At 68.6% G+C, this 18,264-nt stretch carries 15 protein-coding genes; 12 read left to right on the top strand and 3 right to left on the bottom strand.

Translation table 11 applies throughout. From position 1 onward, the window contains the following. The first annotated feature begins 226 nt into the window (after nt 1-226). From JN22_RS23625 to JN22_RS23660, 8 genes are all read left to right on the top strand, one after another. A complete protein-coding gene (locus JN22_RS23625; RefSeq protein WP_085556219.1) occupies nt 227-883 on the top strand; it encodes a TerC family protein in 657 nt (218 codons plus the stop codon). A 100-nt stretch (nt 884-983) separates the two neighbouring features. After that, the gene (locus JN22_RS23630; RefSeq protein ID WP_223677858.1) at nt 984-1,724 is read left to right on the top strand and encodes an outer membrane lipoprotein; all 741 of its coding nucleotides are present in this window, start codon (nt 984-986) and stop codon (nt 1,722-1,724) included. 99 nt (nt 1,725-1,823) lie between these two features. Then, a complete protein-coding gene (locus tag JN22_RS23635) occupies nt 1,824-2,312 on the top strand; it encodes a PaaI family thioesterase (protein WP_085556221.1) in 489 nt (162 codons plus the stop codon). A gap of 180 nt (nt 2,313-2,492) precedes the next feature. Continuing rightward, the gene (gene rplM, locus JN22_RS23640; protein WP_085556222.1) at nt 2,493-2,957 is read left to right on the top strand and encodes a 50S ribosomal protein L13; all 465 of its coding nucleotides are present in this window, start codon (nt 2,493-2,495) and stop codon (nt 2,955-2,957) included. 5 nt (nt 2,958-2,962) lie between these two features. Continuing rightward, nucleotides 2,963-3,451 (top strand): 30S ribosomal protein S9, encoded by a 489-nt coding sequence (gene rpsI / locus JN22_RS23645; protein WP_085556223.1) that lies wholly within the window; start codon nt 2,963-2,965, stop codon nt 3,449-3,451. Between the two features lie 107 nt (nt 3,452-3,558). Then, nucleotides 3,559-4,623: an N-acetyl-gamma-glutamyl-phosphate reductase gene (gene argC, locus JN22_RS23650; RefSeq protein ID WP_085556224.1), complete on the top strand. Its 1,065-nt coding sequence runs from the start codon at nt 3,559-3,561 to the stop codon at nt 4,621-4,623. 206 nt (nt 4,624-4,829) lie between these two features. Further along, nucleotides 4,830-5,348, top strand: a complete 519-nt coding sequence (locus tag JN22_RS23655; RefSeq protein ID WP_085556225.1) for a gamma carbonic anhydrase family protein — start codon at nt 4,830-4,832, stop codon at nt 5,346-5,348. 187 nt (nt 5,349-5,535) lie between these two features. After that, nucleotides 5,536-6,147: an OmpA family protein gene (locus JN22_RS23660; protein WP_085556226.1), complete on the top strand. Its 612-nt coding sequence runs from the start codon at nt 5,536-5,538 to the stop codon at nt 6,145-6,147. A gap of 125 nt (nt 6,148-6,272) precedes the next feature. On the opposite strand, the gene JN22_RS23665 is transcribed toward JN22_RS23660, so the two are convergent. Next, the gene (locus tag JN22_RS23665; RefSeq protein ID WP_085556227.1) at nt 6,273-6,947 is read right to left on the bottom strand and encodes a pyridoxamine 5'-phosphate oxidase family protein; all 675 of its coding nucleotides are present in this window, start codon (nt 6,945-6,947) and stop codon (nt 6,273-6,275) included. Nucleotides 6,948-7,057: 110 nt separating this feature from the next. On the opposite strand from JN22_RS23665, the gene pdxR reads away from it, so the two are divergent. Further along, nucleotides 7,058-8,617: a MocR-like pyridoxine biosynthesis transcription factor PdxR gene (gene pdxR, locus JN22_RS23670; protein ID WP_085556228.1), complete on the top strand. Its 1,560-nt coding sequence runs from the start codon at nt 7,058-7,060 to the stop codon at nt 8,615-8,617. Here pdxR and JN22_RS23675 read toward each other — a convergent pair. Further along, nucleotides 8,532-9,491: a glycosyltransferase gene (locus JN22_RS23675; RefSeq protein ID WP_085556229.1), complete on the bottom strand. Its 960-nt coding sequence runs from the start codon at nt 9,489-9,491 to the stop codon at nt 8,532-8,534. The two genes, pdxR and JN22_RS23675, sit on opposite strands and share 86 nt — an antisense overlap. 176 nt (nt 9,492-9,667) lie before the next feature. On the opposite strand from JN22_RS23675, the gene JN22_RS23680 reads away from it, so the two are divergent. The 3 genes from JN22_RS23680 (at nt 9,668) to glgB (ending at nt 15,867) form a co-directional block, all read left to right on the top strand. After that, on the top strand, nt 9,668-9,961 hold the full coding sequence (locus JN22_RS23680; RefSeq protein ID WP_085556230.1) for a hypothetical protein: 294 nt from the start codon (nt 9,668-9,670) through the stop codon (nt 9,959-9,961). 140 nt (nt 9,962-10,101) lie between these two features. After that, complete coding sequence (gene treS, locus JN22_RS23685; protein WP_085556231.1) at nt 10,102-13,419, top strand: maltose alpha-D-glucosyltransferase; 3,318 nt, start codon at nt 10,102-10,104, stop codon at nt 13,417-13,419. 222 nt (nt 13,420-13,641) lie between these two features. After that, nucleotides 13,642-15,867, top strand: coding sequence for a 1,4-alpha-glucan branching protein GlgB (glgB, locus tag JN22_RS23690; protein ID WP_223677949.1), 2,226 nt, complete (start codon nt 13,642-13,644; stop codon nt 15,865-15,867). 13 nt (nt 15,868-15,880) lie between these two features. On the opposite strand, the gene JN22_RS23695 is transcribed toward glgB, so the two are convergent. Continuing rightward, entirely contained in the window at nt 15,881-18,262 is a 2,382-nt protein-coding gene (locus tag JN22_RS23695; RefSeq protein WP_085556233.1) for a tetratricopeptide repeat protein, read from the bottom strand. Nucleotides 18,263-18,264: the final 2 nt, after the last annotated feature.

Below are 18,264 nucleotides of genomic sequence, written 5' to 3' on the forward strand. Positions count from 1 at the left end.
CGGGGGGCTGGGTCCACCGCTTGGGGGTTGAAGGACGCTTGGCCTTGGCGTAAAGCCACGGCAACCAGGCCGGGCCCCTCTGGCAACCCCCCTCAGGGGTTGCGATGTCGGACTGGATTTCCGATGGAGTGGCCCCGGTTCGTGCGTTTCCTCGCGCGCGTGCGGTGTTCCTGCGACGAAGCGTGCCGTCACTCCTCCCGTGCCCCTACGCGAGGACGCTTCCCGCATGAGCGAGCTTTTCACCGCGGACGCCCTGACGGCGCTTCTGCAAGTCATCATGATCGATCTGGTTCTGGCCGGCGACAACGCCATCGTCATCGGCCTCGCCGCCGCCGGGCTGCCGCGTGACCAGCGCGGCAGGGCCATTCTGGTCGGCATCCTGGCCGCCACGGTTCTGCGCATCGCCTTCGCGGCGGTCACCACCCAGCTTCTTCAGATCATCGGCCTGCTGCTGGCGGGCGGCGTGCTGCTCCTGTGGGTCTGCTGGAAGATGTGGCGCGAGCTGCGCGCCTCCCACGCGAGCGAGGACGAGGCGGTGGAGGCGCTGTCGGACAGCGACCTCGACGGGGATGGCGCCGTCGCCGGCTCGGCGCCGCGCAAGACGCTGCCCCAGGCGATCTGGCAGATCATCGTCGCCGACGTCTCCATGTCGCTCGACAACGTGCTGGCGGTGGCCGGTGCCGCGCGCGAGCACATGACGGTGCTGGTGATCGGCCTGACCTTGTCCATCGCCTTGATGGGCCTCGCCGCCAGCCTTATCGCGCGGGTTCTCCAGAAGCACCGCTGGGTCGCCTATGTCGGCCTGCTGGTCATCCTCTACGTGTCGCTCGACATGATCTATCGTGGCGCGATGGAGGTCTGGCCCCTGGTGAACGGCCACTGACGCGCTTCGCGTCCGGTCTGCGTCCCGGAAAATCCGGGGTGACGCGCGGCACGGGATCGCTTATCAACGGGCTTGGGCTTTCAAGCGGATGGTTGTTCCCGTGTCGCGATTCGCCGTGGTCTGCCTGCTCGCCGCCGTGACCGGCGGCCTTGCCGGCTGTTCTTCCGATTACTCCCCCAACACCTACGCCAGCAACGCCGTCCAGCAGGCCAACAAGGTCGAGCCGGCGATCGTCGTCGGCTTCCGTCAGGTCGCGATCAGCGCCAACGGCACGGTCGGCGCGGTCAGCGGCGGCGCGGCCGGCGGCATCCTCGGCGCGCAGGTCGGGTCCGGCGGCATGAGCGCCGCGCTGGGCACCGTCGGCGGCACCGCCATCGGCACGATCCTCGGCAACACGCTGGAGCACATCAGCGGCGACACCACCGGCTGGGAATACATCGTCCGCAAGCCGAACAACGAGCTGCTGTCCCTCACCCAGCGCGAGCCGAAGCCGCTGCCCATCGGGCAGAAGGTGCTGGTCATCACCGGCAGCCAGGCCCGCATCGTCCCCGACTACTCGACCCCGGCCGAGGCGACGCCGTCCGAACCGGGGAAGGCCGAGGCCAAGCCCGCTCCCGAGCCGGAAGCCCGGACGGACCCCAAGCCGGAAATCCGCGCCGAACCGTTGCCGCCCCCCTCCGCCCAGCCGGAAGGCGGCGCGCCGGAAGCGGCGCCGCTGGTTTCGGGGCCGTCCGCTTCGGGGCCGGTGCGCCTTGCTCCGGCAGCGGAGCCTCCGGCGGCCGTGCCTCCCCCGGTCGCTCCGCTGCCCTTGTCGGGCGACGCGGTGCGGATGGCCGAGTAGCGCGGGCGCGGTTCCGGTCCGTCCTCGCCGGGCTTGCCTGGATCGGCGGTTTCGCACACTGTTCGTGTCGCCAACCGACCGCGCAAGATCCGAGGACCCATGACCGAAGCCGCCACTCCCACCGCTCCCGCCATCGCCAAGGACGAGCTGGACACCCTGATCCGCGAGGGGGTTCCGCTGGTCGGCAGCTTCGGCGTGGCAATCGACAGCCTGGGCGCCGGGACGATCCGGCTGCGGCTGCCCTACAAGGACGATTTCGTGCGGCCGGGCGGCACGGTGACCGGGCCGGCGATGTTCGGGCTGGCCGACGTGGCGCTCTATGGCGCGGTGCTCAGTCTGATCGGGCGGGTCGAACTGGCGGTCACCACCAGCATGACCATCAATTTCCTGCGCCGCCCGCCGCCGGTCGCCATCGTCGCCGAGGCCCGCATCCTCAAGATGGGCAAGCGGCTGGCCTATGGCGAGATCCTGATCTTCTCCGAGGGCGACCCGGAGCCCGTCGCCCACGCCACCGGCACCTATTCGATTCCGCCCCATGATCCGGTGAAGCTTGCGGTATCTGGATACCAGGGATCGGCGTCCGACTGAAAAGTCTTTTAAAATCAATACCGTTCGATAAGAGGTATTGGGATACCGCGAATGCAATTCATTGATTTCGCAGAGAAATTTTTCCATTGACAGCTCGATCCATGAACCGTCATAAACCGTCCGCTTCGGCGCCCCGGATTCGGCGGCCCGCCGATCTGTGGCAGAATTAAGAGTGTGGCGATGAAGACCTTCAATCTGAAGCCGACCGACATCGAGAAGAAGTGGTACGTCGTCGATGCCGACGGCCTCGTTCTCGGACGGCTTGCCAGCATCCTGGCGAACATCCTGCGCGGCAAGAACAAGCCGACCTACACCCCCCACATGGATTGCGGCGATCACATCGTCGTCATCAACGCGGAGAAGGTGAAGCTGACCGGCAACAAGCGCGACGCCGACATCTTCTACTGGCACACCGGCTATCCGGGCGGCATCAAGGGCCGTTCGAAGGGCCAGATCCTGGACGGCAAGTACCCGGAGCGTGTCATCGAGAAGGCCGTGGAGCGCATGGTTCCGCGCGGTCCGCTCGGCCGCAAGCAGATGACCCACCTCAAGGTCTACAAGGGCGCCGCCCACCCGCATGAGGCCCAGCAGCCCGTCGCCATCGACGTCGCCGCCCTGAACCCGAAGAACAAGCGGAGCGCGTAATCCAAATGGCTCAGGTTACCACCACCCTTTCCGGCCTGAAGGATCTGACGGGCGCCGCCACCACCGCGACCGTCACCGAAGAGCTGGCTGCTCCGAAGCTCGATGCCCAGGGCCGCGCCTACGCCACCGGCAAGCGCAAGGACGCCGTCGCCCGCGTGTGGATCAAGCCGGGCTCCGGCAAGGTCACCGTCAACGGCCGCGACCAGAGCGTCTATTTCGCCCGCCCGGTGCTGCGCATGATGATCGCCCAGCCCTTCGGCCTGACCGAGCGCGTCGAGCAGTTCGACGTGGTCGCCACGGTCGCCGGCGGCGGTCTGTCGGGTCAGGCCGGTGCGGTCCGTCACGGCATCTCGAAGGCCCTGACCTACTTCGAGCCGGCCCTGCGCCCGCCGTTGAAGGCCGCCGGCTTCCTGACCCGCGACGCCCGTACGGTCGAGCGTAAGAAGTACGGCCGCGCCAAGGCCCGCCGCAGCTTCCAGTTCTCGAAGCGCTAAGGCCCTACCCGGACCCGCGTCGCTACGGTACAAGCGAGGGGCGTCCCGAAAGGGACGCCCCTTTCTTTTTGTCTCTTCCATGACTTTGAGCGAAGGACACCGGTTTCATGGCCCTGATCAGCACATCCAGCGGCACGAAGATCCGCGTCGGCATCCTGGGCGCGTCCGGTTACACCGGCGCCGAACTGGTGCGCATGCTGCTGCGTCACCCGAACGTCGAGATCGCGGCGCTGACCGCCGAGCGACAGGCAGGAAAGCCGTTGGCCGAGGTGTTCCCGCATCTGGGCGGCTTCGGTCTGCCCGATCTGGTGAAGATCGATCAGGTCAGGTGGGACGGACTGGACTTCGTTTTCTGCGCCCTGCCGCACGGCACCACGCAGGAGGTCATCGCCGGCCTGCCGAGCGGGCTGAAGGTGGTCGACCTGTCCGCCGATTTCCGCCTGACCGACCCGGCCGAATACGCGACCTGGTACGGTCATGAGCACCGCGCCACCGATCTCCAGAAGGAGGTCGCCTACGGTCTGACCGAGTTCAACCGCCAGGGCGTGCGCAAGGCGCGGGTGGTGGCGAATCCGGGCTGCTACCCGACCTGCTCGCTGCTGCCGCTGCTGCCGCTGCTGATGGAGACCCTGATCGAGCCGGGCGGGATCATCATCGACGCCAAGTCCGGCGTGTCGGGCGCCGGCCGCGACGCCAAGCAGGCCAACCTGTTCTGCGAGGTGTCGGAGGGCTTCAACGCCTACGGCGTCGGCCATCACCGCCACATGCCGGAGATCGAGCAGGAGCTGCGGCTGGCCGCCGGCCGGCCGGTGACCGTCTCCTTCACGCCGCATCTGGTGCCGATGAACCGCGGCATGCTGGCGACGATCTATGTCCGCATGGCCGAGGGCGTCACCGCCGACGACCTGCGGGCGACTCTCGCCGCGCGCTACGCCGACGAGCCCTTCGTCGGGGTGACCCCCGCCGGGGTCGTGCCGGCCACCCGCCATGTCCGCGCGTCGAATCACGCGCTGATGGGCGTGGTCGCCGACCGCACCCCGCGCGGCGCCATCATCGTCTCGGTCATCGACAATCTGGTGAAGGGCGCCTCGGGGCAGGCGATCCAGAACATGAACGTCATGCTCGGCCTGGGGGAGACCACCGGCATCGATCAGGCGCCGCTGTTCCCGTGACCTTGTTCCGGAGCGGTCCCGCAAGATCACGACACAAATGAGGGTTGGGACCGGCGTCCGGCGCATGGCAGTGTGACGCCGGACGCCCAGTGTTGCAAAGACGCAGCAATACCGACCCGCTTTGACCGTGCACCACGAATTCGGGTGGTGCCCTTGGGCGCGGGGTGTTTCAATCCCGCGCGTCACGCATGGTTCAGGTAGACGTCATGTCCGGTCTCGTCCGCGCCTTCAACGGCATCCTTCCCACCATCGACCCGACCGCCTTCATCGCGGAAACGGCGGTGGTGATCGGCGATGTCGTCATCGGGCCGGACAGCGGCATCTGGTATGGCTGCACCGTGCGCGGAGACGTGAACGAAATCCGGATCGGTGCCCGCACCAACATCCAGGACGGCACCGTGATCCACGTGGCCTCCGAGGGGCAGGGCACCTACATCGGCGACGACATCACGGTCGGCCACATGGCGCTGCTGCACGCCTGCACGCTTGAGGACGGCTGCTTCATCGGCATGAAGGCCTGCGTCATGGACGGGGCGCATGTCGAGTCGGGGGCGATGGTCGCCGCCGGTGCCCTCGTGACGCCCGGCAAGCGGGTGACACGGGGATTCTTGTGGGCCGGAAGTCCCGCAAGGCCGGTTCGAGAGCTTTCCGAGCGTGATCTCGGCTTTTTTCCGGTGTCCGCCCGCCGCTATGCGGATTTGGCGGAAACCTACCGGAAAAGCTGATATGGAAGAGGAGCATAGGTCCAAGTAACGGGGCAAACAGGCCGTTCGGCAGAGGTTTCGGAACAACGCCGGACACCACATGTTGGACCGCTGGCTGCCGCGCTTGCACGTGGGCGGATGCTTCGATTGAAAGGTTCATCCCCCGCAGGCACTCTGATGGGGAAGGGTTCTGGAAGGGAGTGAAGACATGAAGACTCTTGTTCGCGCTGGTCTGGCGGTCGTGCCGGCCGCTATCGTTGCCATCGGTCTGGCTGGCGCCGCCAACGCCCAGGACGCGAGCCTGGTCGGCATCGGCACCAAGTGGTGCAACCCGGTGATCGGCTGGACCGGTCAGGTTCCGGGCGGTGTCGATGCCCGCACCGCCAATGGCGGTTATGTGATCCACCAGGGCAGCTACCCGTGCCCGCCGGAAGCCGCTGCTCCGGCCGTCGCTCCGGTGGCTCAGGTTCAGAACGAATACCTGGTGTTCTTCGACTGGGACAAGTCGGTCGTCACCCCGGCCGCCGACCGTGTGATCGGCGACGCCGTGGCCGCGATCAGCAAGTCGGGCGGCGCGCGCATCCACGTTGTCGGCCACACCGACAGCTCGGGTTCGCCGGCCTACAACCAGCGCCTGTCGATCCGTCGCGCCGACGCGGTGAAGAAGGCTCTGGTCGCCAAGGGCATCCCGGCCGCCAACGTCACCACCGAAGGCAAGGGCGAGGGCCAGCTGCTGGTCCAGACCGGCCCGAACGTCCGCGAGCCGTCGAACCGTCGCGCGCAGATCCTGCCGCGCGGTGTCAACGCCCCGTCGTCCTAATCGGGCGAACGGGCCGGGGCCGCTCCGGGGGTATCGGGGCGGCTTCGGCTTGCGTGAAGAGAAAAAAGGCCGCGACCGGGTCCTCCGGTCGCGGCCTTTTTTGTTCGGAAATTGTGGCGGGCGCCTCACTCCCCGTCGCGGACCGGCGTGCCGGCGACCAGCGACAACGGCACGAGGCCGGCCCAGACCGGACGATCCATGTCCTCCGGATCGTCACCCGGCGGACCGGAACGGACCTTCGCCGAGGCTTCGGCGATGGGGAAGGCCAGCACCGCGGTGGCCTTCAGTTCCTGCGCGTTGGGCGCGCGGACCTTGGAGGCGCGGCCCGGTTCGATCTTCTCGACCAGCGCGTCGAGCACGGCGCGCTTTTCCGCTTCCTCCTTGACCAGCCGCGGGCGGCCGAACAGCACCACCGAGCGGTAGTTGACGGAGTGGTTGAAGGCCGAGCGGGCCAGGACCCAGGCGTCGATCAGCGAGACGGTGACGCAGGCCTCGTCGCCGGATTGGAGGCGGCGGATCATCCGGCTGGCCGAGGAGCCGTGGATCATCAGCTCGCCGCCGACCCGCCAGGGCACGGTCGGGATGACCACCGGGACGGGCCTGGAGCCCGGAGACGCGCCGCCGTCGATGAAGCCGACATGGCAGACCGGCGCCTCATCGATGATGGCGCGGATGGTGGCGACGTCGTGGGAGCCGCGATCGCCCCGCCGCACCGCGCGGGTGCGCGGGGTCTGGGGCAGGGGCGGGGGCGGATTCTGAGGCTGGGGCTGGGCGGTGTCGGCGGAATGGGCGCTGCTCATGGCCTGGCGGATCCGGCTGGGTTGCGATGCCGGAGCTTTGCGGCGAAAATGGACCGGCTGAAAGGTCCGGTTGGCTCTTTCCGCTGGGTCCAATTTGAAAGGCCGCGCTCATGGGACGCCGCGCCCGTCCGGTTCTCGCCAGCCTGGGGCCGCTGACGCTCGACCGCGCCGGGCCGGAGCCGCTGCACCGCCAGCTTTACCGCGCCCTGCGGCAGGCGGTGGTCGACGGGCGCCTGCGGCCGGGGGAGCGGCTGCCGCCGAGCCGCGCGCTGGCGACCGACCGGGGGCTGTCGCGCAACACGGTGGTGACCGCCTACGACACGCTGCTGGCGGAGGGGTACGTTACCGGCAGGGTTGGGGCCGGCACCTTCGTGGCCACCGCCCTGCCGGACGTTCCGCCGGAGGGAGCGCCGCGCCGTCTCGACACGCGGCGCGGCGTCGGGCTGTCGCGGCGTGGTGCGGCGTTGGCCGAGGCGCCGTCGGTGGCGCGCGATCCGCTCGATCGGCCCTTCTCGCTGGGCACGCCCGATCTGAACGCGTTCCCCTTCGCGCTGTGGGGGCAATTGCTGGGGCGGAGCTGGCGGGTCGGCGGACGCGGCCTGGCGGCCGATCCCGATCCGCTCGGTCACCCGCCGCTGCGCGAGGCGATCGCCGGCTATCTGCGTGCGGTCCGTGCGGTTCGCTGCGACGCCGAACAGGTGGTCATCGTGTCGGGGGCGCAGCAGGGGCTGGCGCTGGTGGCGCAACTGCTGCTCGACCCTGGCGACGTCGCCTGGGTGGAGAATCCCGGCTGGCCGGGGAACCGGGCGGCGCTGTTGGGAGCGGGGGCGCGGCTGGTTCCGGTACCGGTCGACGCGGAAGGCATCGACGTGGCCGAGGGGGTGCGGCGCGGCGCCGGGGCGCGGCTGGCGCTGGTGACGCCGTCGCACCAGTTCCCGCTCGGCGTCACCATGAGCCTGGGGCGCCGGCTGCAACTGCTGGACTGGGCGGCGGCGCACGACGCCTGGATCGTCGAGGACGATTACGACAGCGAGTTCCGCTACGCCGGACCGCCGTTGGCCGCCTTGCAGGGCTTGGACGAGGCCGGGCGGGTGGTCTATGTCGGCAGCTTCAGCAAGGTGATGTTCCCGGCGCTGCGGCTCGGCTATGTCGTGGTGCCGCAGGATCTGGTGGAGTCGGTGCGGGCGGCGCGACGTCATTTCGACGGCGGCACCAGCGTGGTGCCGCAGGCGGCGCTGCACCGTTTCGTGGCCGACGGGCATCTGGCGTCGCATCTGCGGGCGATGCGGGCGCTCTACGCGGGGAAGCGGGCGGCGCTGCTCGACGCGCTCGGCCGGGAATTCGCCGGCCTCGGCAAGCCCGAGGCGGGGGATGCGGGGATGCACGTCCTGCTGCGGCTGCCGGACGGCTGTTCCGACCGCGCGCTGGCGGAGCGGGCGGCGCGCGTCGGGCTGACGGCGCCGCCGCTGTCCGGCTATGGCGTGGACGGTGTGGGAGGCAACGCGCTGGTGCTGGGCTTCGCCGCCCATGGCGTGGAGGCGCTGGAGCGGGCGGCGCGGGAGCTGGCGGGAGTGGCGGAGGGGCTCACAGAGCGGGCGCCCTGGCTGTCGCGTCCGTCACCGCCCCATCCTGCGCCCCATCCTTCGCCCAGGCCGGCTGGCGCAGGCTGAGCTGGTGCTCGCGGTCCTGCATGTCGAGCACGGCGCGGCGCACCGACGGGTCGGCGCGCATCGCGTCCTCGCCGGCCATGTGGACGATGCCGAGCCGGCGGTTGGGCAGGTAGTATTCGACCAGCTCACGCCTGTCCGCGTCGAAGCGCCAGGGGCCGATGTAGTTGCACCATTCCGGCAGCAGCTCGACCGGCAGCCCGTCGAGGTAGACGGCGCCGGCCATGGCGAGCTGGTCGGAGGTGAACAGCCGGCCCTTGACCAGCACCCGCTTCTGCCAGCGCTGGAACGCCTCCCAGTGCGGGGCGTCGGCCTTCAGCGCGTAGGCTCCGGCGTTCAGGGTCGGCCGGGTCGCGAGCGCTCGGCTCTCGGCGGAGGTCAGCCCGGCGCGCAGCGCGTTCTTCAGCAGGATCGAGCGCACCCGCGCGAAGCGGCCGAACAGCCAGTCGAGCCGCAGCTCCGTCTCCGAGAAGCGGCCGAACTGGGCGACGATGGCGAAGCGGTTCAGCGCCGCGCCGCGCCGCAGCATCTCCACCGCCTCCCAATCCTGCACCCAGGCATCGGCGTCGATCCAGATGACCGTGTCGTAGCCGGGGAAATAGGTCGGCAGATGCAGCTTGGCGAGGTTGGCCTTCAGGTGGATGCGGTTGCGCAGCCGGTGCGCCGGGATCTCCACCGGCCAGGGCGGCGTCACCACCGTCAGCCCGTCGGCCTTCATCGCCGCGCGCTGCTCGTCGGTCAGCCCGGCGTCGACGATGCCGATCGGGCAATCCGCCGCCGGCTTCAGCGCGCGCAGCGAGGCGACCAGTTCGAGGATCAGTGGGCAGTAGCGGGAATCGCCGCCGGTGACGATGATGAAGGAACCGAGGGGGGCCATGATCCGCGCTGTCGCCGTCCATTCTTTCGGATAGGCGGGCAGCCTGATGGGGGGGGCGGCGCAAGTCAAGCCGCGCGCGCCCGCGCCGCCGGAAGGTCTGGCCTTTGTCCCAGGCGAAGGATAAGAAAAGCAAGGCTTTGAGGGGCAGGGACAGGTTGGGGGAGCGTCCGCGGGACATGACCTATCGGCTCGACGACGAGGCGGCGCTCTGCTCCATCGAAATCCTGTCCGAGGCGGTGGAGCGCACCTGCGTTCCCGGCGTCCTGGAGCTGCGCATGCTGCGCAACGCGCTGCGCGCGGCGGTGGCGAGCCGGACGACGGAGGCGGTGAAGACCGCCTTCGCCATGTTCGGCCGGGTCGACCCCGACTACCGTCGCCTCATCGCGCACGAGGCCCTTTCCCTGGCCGCCCGCCAGAAGGGGCGCTATGCCCCGCGCGAACGGGTGGTGCGGGGAGCGCGTCTGGGCTAGCGATGGACTCGACCTTCGGGCCGGTTCCTGTCACGATTCTTCCGGCCGGCCGGGTGAAACCTTCACCCGTCTGGCTTGTTTGCCTACGGTGTTCCCGCAACACGTGTCTCCGCAACACGATTCGCGAAAGTGCTGGACCCATGATCGACCGCCAGGACCGGCTTTGGTACAAGGACGCCGTCATCTATCAGCTGCACGTCAAGGCGTTCTTCGACGCCGACAACGACGGCATCGGCGATTTCGCCGGTTTGACCCAGAAGCTCGACTACATCCAGGACCTCGGGGTCACGGCGGTCTGGCTCCTGCCCTTCTACCCCTCGCCGCTGCGCGACGACGGGTACGACATCGCCGACTACACGTCGGTCAACCCGACCTACGGCAACCTCGACGACTTCAAGCGCTTCCTGGACGAGTGCCACGAGCGCGGCCTGCGCGTGATCACCGAGCTGGTCATCAACCACACCTCCGACCAGCATCCGTGGTTCCAGCGCGCCCGCCAGGCGCCTCCCGGTTCGAACCACCGCGACTATTACGTCTGGTCCGACAGCGACCAGAAGTACCAGGGCACCCGCATCATCTTCTGCGACACGGAGAAGTCCAACTGGACCTGGGATCCGGTCGCCAACGCTTATTACTGGCACCGCTTCTACTCGCACCAGCCCGACCTGAACTTCGACAACCCCGAGGTTCTGGCCGAGGTGCTGACGGTGATGCGCTTCTGGCTCGACATGGGGGTCGACGGGCTGCGGCTCGACGCCATCCCCTACCTGAAGGAGCGCGAGGGCACCAACAACGAGAATCTGCCGGAGACCCACGACGTCCTCAAGGCGATCCGCGCCGAGCTGGACAAGCATTACGACGACCGCATGCTGCTGGCCGAGGCCAACCAGTGGCCGGAGGACGTGCTGCCCTATTTCGGCGACCTGGAGAAGGGCGGCGACGAGTGCCACATGTCCTTCCACTTCCCGCTGATGCCGCGCATCTACATGGCGGTGGCGATGGAGGACCGGCACCCGATCGCCGACATCATGCGCCAGACCCCGGACATCCCGGAGGAATGCCAATGGGCCATCTTCCTGCGCAACCATGACGAGCTGACGCTGGAGATGGTGACCGACACCGAGCGGGACTATCTCTGGAACTTCTACGCGTCCGACCGCCGGATGCGCATCAACCTCGGCATCCGGCGCCGGCTGGCCGCGCTGCTGGAGAACGACCGCCGCAAGATCGAGCTGCTGAACAGCCTGCTGCTGTCGATGCCGGGCACGCCGGTGCTCTATTACGGCGACGAGATCGGCATGGGCGACAACATCTATCTCGGCGATCGCGACGGCGTGCGCACGCCGATGCAATGGTCGATCGACCGCAACGGCGGCTTCTCGCGCGCCGACCCGGCGCGGCTCTACCTGCCCGCCGTGCTCGATCCGATCTACGGCTTCATGGCGGTCAACGTCGAGGCGCAGACCCGCAACCCCTCCTCGCTGCTGCACTGGATGAAGCGGCTGGTCGCGGTGCGCAAGCAGCGTCCGGGCTTCGGGCGCGGCAGCTTCAGCCTGCTCTACCCCGGCAACCGCAAGGTGCTCGCCTATCTGCGCTGTTTGGAGACGGAGAACGGCAGCGAGATCGTGCTGTGCGTCGCCAACCTGTCGCGCTCGGCCCAGGCGGTCGAGCTGGACCTGAAGGCGTTCAAGGGCCGCATCCCGGTCGAACTGCTCGGCCGCACCGTCTTCCCGCCGGTCGGCGACCTGCCCTATCTGCTGACGCTGCCAGCCTACGGCTTCTACTGGTTCACGCTGGCCGCCGAAGCCGAGCTGCCGAGCTGGCACGAGACGTTGCCGGAGCCGGTGCCCGACCTGCTGACCGTGGTGATGCGCGAAGGGTGGAAGAGCCTGACCACCGGCAAGGCCGGCGAGGATCTCGCCCGCGACATCCTCCAGGCCTACCTGCCCAAGCAGCGCTGGTTCGCCGCCAAGGACCAGCGCATCGTCGCCTCCCACGTCACGCTGGCCGCCGAGCTGAAGGACACGCTGGGCAGGAGCGGCGACGGCTTCATGCTGCTGAAGGTCCAGGTCGAGCTGGACGGCGGCATCCCGCCGCAGACCTATTTCCTGCCGCTGGCGATGAGCTGGGACGGCGCCGCCGGCAACGCCGGCTGGCCGTTGCTGCCCTTCACGCTGGCCAAGGCGCGGCGGGGCCCGAAGACCGGCGCGCTCTACGACGCGGTGCAGACCGACGGTTTCGTCCTGTCGCTGCTCGACGCGCTCCGCCAGGGCAGGGCGCTTCCCGCCAACGGCAGCGCCGGAACCATCCGCTTCACGCCGACCCGCCAGCTCGAGGCGATCGAACTGGCGGCCGAGCCGGAGGTGCGTCGCCTCGGCGTCGAGCAGAGCAACAACTCGGTGCTGGTCGACAGCCAGATCGTCGTCAAGGTGCTGCGCCGCCTCGTCGCCGGCCAGCATCCGGAGATCGAGATGGGCCGCTTCCTGACCGAGGTGGCCGGCTTCGCCAACACCCCGGCGACGCTGGGCGCCGTCGAGCACATCGCCCCCGACGGCACCCCGACCGCGCTGGCGGTGGTGCAGAGCTTCGTCCGCAACCAGGGCGACGGCTGGGCCAGCACGGTGGAGACGCTGGAGCGCGAGCTGGAGGACATCCGGCTCGGCGTCGCCACCACCACGCCCGACGCGGCGGAGTCCGGCGAGCCCTTCGACATGCATCTGACGATGATGGCCACGCTGGGCCAGCGCACCGCCGAGCTGCACCGCGCGCTGGCGCAGACCACCGGCGACCGGGGCTTCGATCCGGAGCCGGTGACGGCCGAGGACATGCGGGGATGGGCCGACGCCGCCCGCCGGCAGGCCGACGCCGCCTTCGCGGCGCTGCCGGGGGCGCTCGACCGCGTGCCGAACGCGGTGCGCGAGGACGTCGAGCGGCTGCTTGCCCGTCGGGACGAGGTGGGACGGCGCCTGTCGGCGCTGGCCGAACAGCCGGTCCGCAGCCTCAAGACCCGCATCCACGGCGATTATCACCTGGGGCAGGTGGTGCGCGCCCAGAACGACTGGTACATCCTTGATTTCGAGGGCGAGCCGGTGAAGACGCTGGAGGAGCGCCGGGCCAAGCACAGCCCGCTGCGCGACGTGGCCGGCATGATGCGGTCCTTCAACTACGCCGCCTGGGCGGCGCTGTTCCGGCTCGACGGGGGCGCCGAAACCGCAGCCCCGGTGCTCGACGCCGCGCGCGACTGGGAGCGGCGCAGCACCGACTCCTTCCTCACCGGCTACCGCACGGCGATCGAGGGCTGCCCGAGTTGGCCGGCGGAGGATTCGGAGGCGCGCGGCCTGCTGACGCTGTTCCTGCTGGAGAAGGCCTTCTACGAGATCGCCTACGAGGCCGCCCACCGCCCGGGCTGGATCGGCATCCCGGTGAAGGGCGTGCTGGGGCTGCTCGACGCGGAGTGAGGCGGCGGCCGCATGTGACTATGGCGCCAACATGGGCCCTTCTCCCGCAAGGGGAGAGGGGCTCTTGTTGAAGGGCGCGGGTTATCGAACGCGTCCCCCCCTGGCCGATTGGCCGATGCGCCGGGCATGGTGTGACGAAGCCGGCCTCTGTATGTTCACCACGGATCACGAAGACGGTCAGGAGTTCTCCCGATGGCGAGCGATATCAGCACGGACACGCGCATGACCCGCGCCACCGTTTCTCCCGATCCGGCCCTGCTGGCGGCGGCCGACGCCATCGCGCGGGCCGACCATGGCGATCCCTTCGCGGTGCTGGGCATGCAGCAGCCGGCGCCCGGCCGGCCGGTCGAGGTCCGCGCCTTCGTCCCCGGCGCCGACCGCCTGTGGGTGATCGACAGCGCCACCGGCCAGCCGGTGGGCGAGGCGGAGCGCGTTCACAACGACGGCTTCTTCGTCGCGGTGCTGGCCGACCGGACCCAGCGCTTCCGCTACCGGCTGCGCGCCCAATACCCGCTGGCGACCCAGGAGTTCGAGGACGCCTACCGCTTCGGCAACGTGCTGGGCGAGCTGGACGTCCATCTGCTGGCCGAGGGCACCCACCTGCGCGCCTTCGAGCGGCTGGGCGCCCACCCGCGCACGCTCGACGGGGTGGAGGGCGTCGCCTTCGCGGTCTGGGCGCCGAGCGCCAGGAGCGTCAGCGTCGTCGGCGACTTCAACAACTGGGACGGCCGCCGGCTGCTGATGCGCCGCCGCGTCGAGGCCGGGGTGTGGGAGATCTTCGTTCCGCACGCCAGCGCCGGCCAGCGCTACAAGTTCGAGGTGCGCGGGCCGGACGGCAACCTGCTGCCGCAGAAGGCCGACCCCTACGCCTTCCGTGCCGAGATGCGGCCGGCAACGGCGTCGGTCGTGCACGGCCTGCCGGCCTACGAGTGGCGGGATTCCGAGTGGCAGGGCCGCCGCGCCGCCGCCGCCGACCGCGACGCGCCGGTGTCGATCTACGAGGTGCATCTCGGATCCTGGGCGCGGGTGCCGGAGGAGGGGGACCGCTTCCTGACCTACCAGGAGTTGGCGGAGCGGCTGATCCCCTACGTCAAGAACCTCGGCTTCACCCACATCGAGCTGCTGCCGATCACCGAGCACCCCTTCGACGGCTCCTGGGGTTACCAGCCGATCGGTCTGTACGCCCCGACCAGCCGCCACGGCTCGCCGGAGGACTTCAAGGCCTTCGTCGACGCCTGCCATCGGGCGGGGCTGGGCGTGCTGCTCGACTGGGTGCCCGGCCATTTCCCGACCGACCCGCACGGGCTGGGGCTGTTCGACGGCACGCATCTCTACGAGCACGCCGACCCGCGCCAGGGCTTCCATCAGGACTGGAACACCCTGATCTACAATTTCGGCCGGACCGAGGTGCAGAACTTCCTGCTCGGCAACGCGCTGTTCTGGCTCGACCAGTACCGGCTGGACGGGCTGCGGGTCGACGCGGTGGCCTCGATGCTCTACCTCGACTACAGCCGCAAGGAGGGGGAGTGGATCCCCAACCAGTTCGGTGGGCGCGAGAATCTGGAATCCATCGCCTTCCTCAAGCGGATGAACGAGCTGGTCTATGGCCACCACGCCGGCGCCATGACGGTGGCGGAGGAGTCGACCTCCTGGCCGATGGTGTCGAAGCCGACCTATCTGGGCGGTCTTGGATTCGGGTACAAATGGAACATGGGCTGGATGCACGACACCCTGTCCTACATGCAGAACGACCCGATCCACCGGCGCTACCATCACCACAAGATGACCTTCGGGCTGATCTATCAGTTCTCGGAGAATTTCGTCCTGCCGCTCAGCCATGACGAGGTGGTGCACGGCAAGGGCTCGCTGATCAACAAGATGCCCGGCGACACCTGGCAGAAATTCGCCAACCTGCGCGCCTATTACGGCTTCATGTTCGCCCATCCCGGCAAGAAGCTGCTGTTCATGGGCGGCGAGTTCGCCCAGTGGCGGGAGTGGAGCGAGGCGCGCAGCCTCGACTGGCACCTGCTGGAGGAGCCGCAGCATCGCGGCGTCCGCGACCTGATCCGCGACCTGAACGGCCTGTACCGGGAGCTGGAGCCGCTGCACAGGACCGACTGCGACGCGTCCGGCTTCGAGTGGATCGAGTCGAACGACAACGACAACTCGGTCTTCACCTTCCTGCGCAAGGCCGGCGATCCGGGCCATCTGGTGATCGCGGTGAGCAACTTCACGCCGGTCCCGCGCGAGGGCTACCGCGTCGGCGTGCCGCTGCCCGGCCGCTACGTGGAGCGGCTGAACACCGACGCCCCGGAATATGGCGGCAGCGGCGTCGGCAACGGCGGGGCGCTGGAGGCGGAGGAGGTGCCGTGGCACGGCCGCACCCACTCCCTGAACCTGACCATCCCGCCCCTGGCGACGCTGATCCTGGAGCGGCGGGGCGACTGACGCCCCACCGCTTTCAGGCAGCGAGCGGCAGATCGGCCAGCATCGGGATTTCGGCGAGGGCAAGACCGAGCAGGGCGATGTCGATCAGGGCGCGGATCTGCGCCCGGCGCTGCCTATCGCCGTGCAGGCTGTCCCAGCTTTCCAGGAAGCCGTTGCGGTCGGCGTTGCGCGACCAGAAAGGCAACCGCTCGCGCAACTCGTCATGGATGTGGACCAGAGCGGGCAGGGCGGTCTTCGGAGCATCGTCGGCCAGCCAGTAACGCAGATGTTCGGCGGCTTCCTCAGCACCATGGGCTTGCGAGTCGGAGTTCAGCCAGAGCCAGCCGCAAGCAGCGACCGCCTTCTGACCGGGATCGTGGAAATCCTCGAACAGATAGCCCAACGCCTCTTCGTCCTCGTCGCGCAGGGCCAGTTCCAGCCGCAGCCCGAAATCCCCCCCGGCAACCCGCCGCGCCGTGTCGGCGTCGATGGTCCTGGCGATCACATCGGGATAGCGGGCGGCGATCAACCGCACCACGGGGTTGTTCGGCGCCCGCGTGATCGCCTCGCGCAGCATCGTCTTGGCGGTTTCCCGCAGATCAGCGCGCTTCTCCGCCGTTACGAGAAGAAGCTTTGGATCGTTCAGCGCAGGAGACAGCAGGAATTCCGCATGCAGCGCATCGCCCGAGGCGATGAACGCGGACCAGTTGGGATCGGGTTCCGCCATGGAGGATGGCTGCGAAACGAATTGTCTGTGCTTGGGTTGGTCGCTCCGTTGTCTGGGAACGCGCTGGCCGCGTCGTTCCTCGTCCATGTGCCGACGCAGGGTGTCGGCTTGGGATGCGCGCATCCGAAGCAGATCCTCCAGGAGAGGTTGGGCCTCCTCTACCGGGCGTTTTAGATCGAGCAGCAACAGGCCGAGATCGAGTCGACAAACGGGATTGTCTGGAAAGCGCTTGATGGCGTCGCGGTAAAGGGCTTCGGCCTCCTTGGCGCGTCCGTTGTCGGCGAGCAGCTTGGCGAGGGCGTTTAGGGCTACCTCGCTTGTTGGGAAGCGCTTGATGGTGTCGCGGTAGAGGGCTTCGGCCTCCTTGGTGCGTCCGTTGTCGGCGAGCAGCTTGGCGAGGGCGGTCGGGGCTACCTCGTCTGTCGGGAAGCGCTTGATGGTGTCGCGGTAGAGGGCTTCGGCTTCCGCGACTCTCCCTTCATTTTCCATGCTCTCAGCCAGAACGTTGCGGAAGTGAGCATTGTCTGGCATGAACCGGCAGGCGCGCCACAGCACCGCTTCAGCGGCCTTTGTCCGGCCCATCCGCCGCAATGCCTTCGACCACAGCACCCAACTCGGTGCGTCGTTGGCGTCATGTTCCAGCACCTTCATCGCCAACCGCTCGGCCAGTGGTGGTGTCTCTGGACGGTCCTCCATCCCGAGCAGGGCGTTGCCCAGGACATTGAAGGCACGGGATAGGGTGTAGGCCGAGCCGCTGGATTGGGCGTAACGCTCCTGCTTCGCGATAAATTGGTCGATTTTCGCCTTTGCCTTGCCCCAGGGAAGCTTACGGATCTCGTCGATGACCGCAAAGGTGTCGTTCCGTGCCGGTTCCCGTGCCGGTCCGACCTTGGTGGGCGTATGGATGTCCAACTCCTCCCGCAGCCATGCGGCGAAGGGGCGGGTGGCATGGTCGGCGAGGTTGTTTTCCAGCATTGCCGCCCAATCGCTGGACCCGCGGGGGAAAACCTCCGCGAACACGCGCCAGCGGCGCAGGAACCGAGTGTGCGCCTCCTGGGTGTTGGGCAGACGTGCCGCCCAGCGAATTATGCCTTCCGCCTCCTCCACGACCGTGGCGCTGCCATCGGGGGAGGGCAGCAGCCGCAGGCCGAGCAAGCCGATGGTCAGGCGGAAATCAGCCTCCGCCGGCGTTGGCTGGTCAGCCCCGGCGTCACGGCACAGCTGGAGCCATAAAGACAGGAAGCTGCGCGTCTCCCCCTGATTGTGCGCCAGTGCGAGGAGATAGTGGGTGCGGATGTTGCTCGGCCCCTCCTCCGACAGCCCCCGCGTCCAATCCTTGAACTCCATGTGGCGGTCACGCAACAGAGAGCCGGTCATGGGCAGGGACACGGAGGAGGCCAAGCCGAACGCTTCCACCAGGGCGGCGACGTAGCTGTTCCAGCCAACCTCGTCCACTGTCTCCGGTGGTTCGGCCAAGCGGTCGGTCAACCACCCTGCCAATTCACGATCGATCAGCCGGCGATCATCATCGCTTCCCGATTCCGACAGGGCGATCCGGATGGTGTCGAAGACCTCGCCCCGCTGGTATGGGCTGATGCCGTCCCACTGCCGCAGCATCCGGTTCAGCCGGTTGGCGGGGTCGGCGCGCAGCGCCTCGATCCAGGCGGCGCAGGTTGCGTAGGTTGCCATGA

It is taken from the genome of Azospirillum agricola, from assembly GCF_020005195.1.
Taxonomy (GTDB): domain Bacteria; phylum Pseudomonadota; class Alphaproteobacteria; order Azospirillales; family Azospirillaceae; genus Azospirillum; species Azospirillum agricola.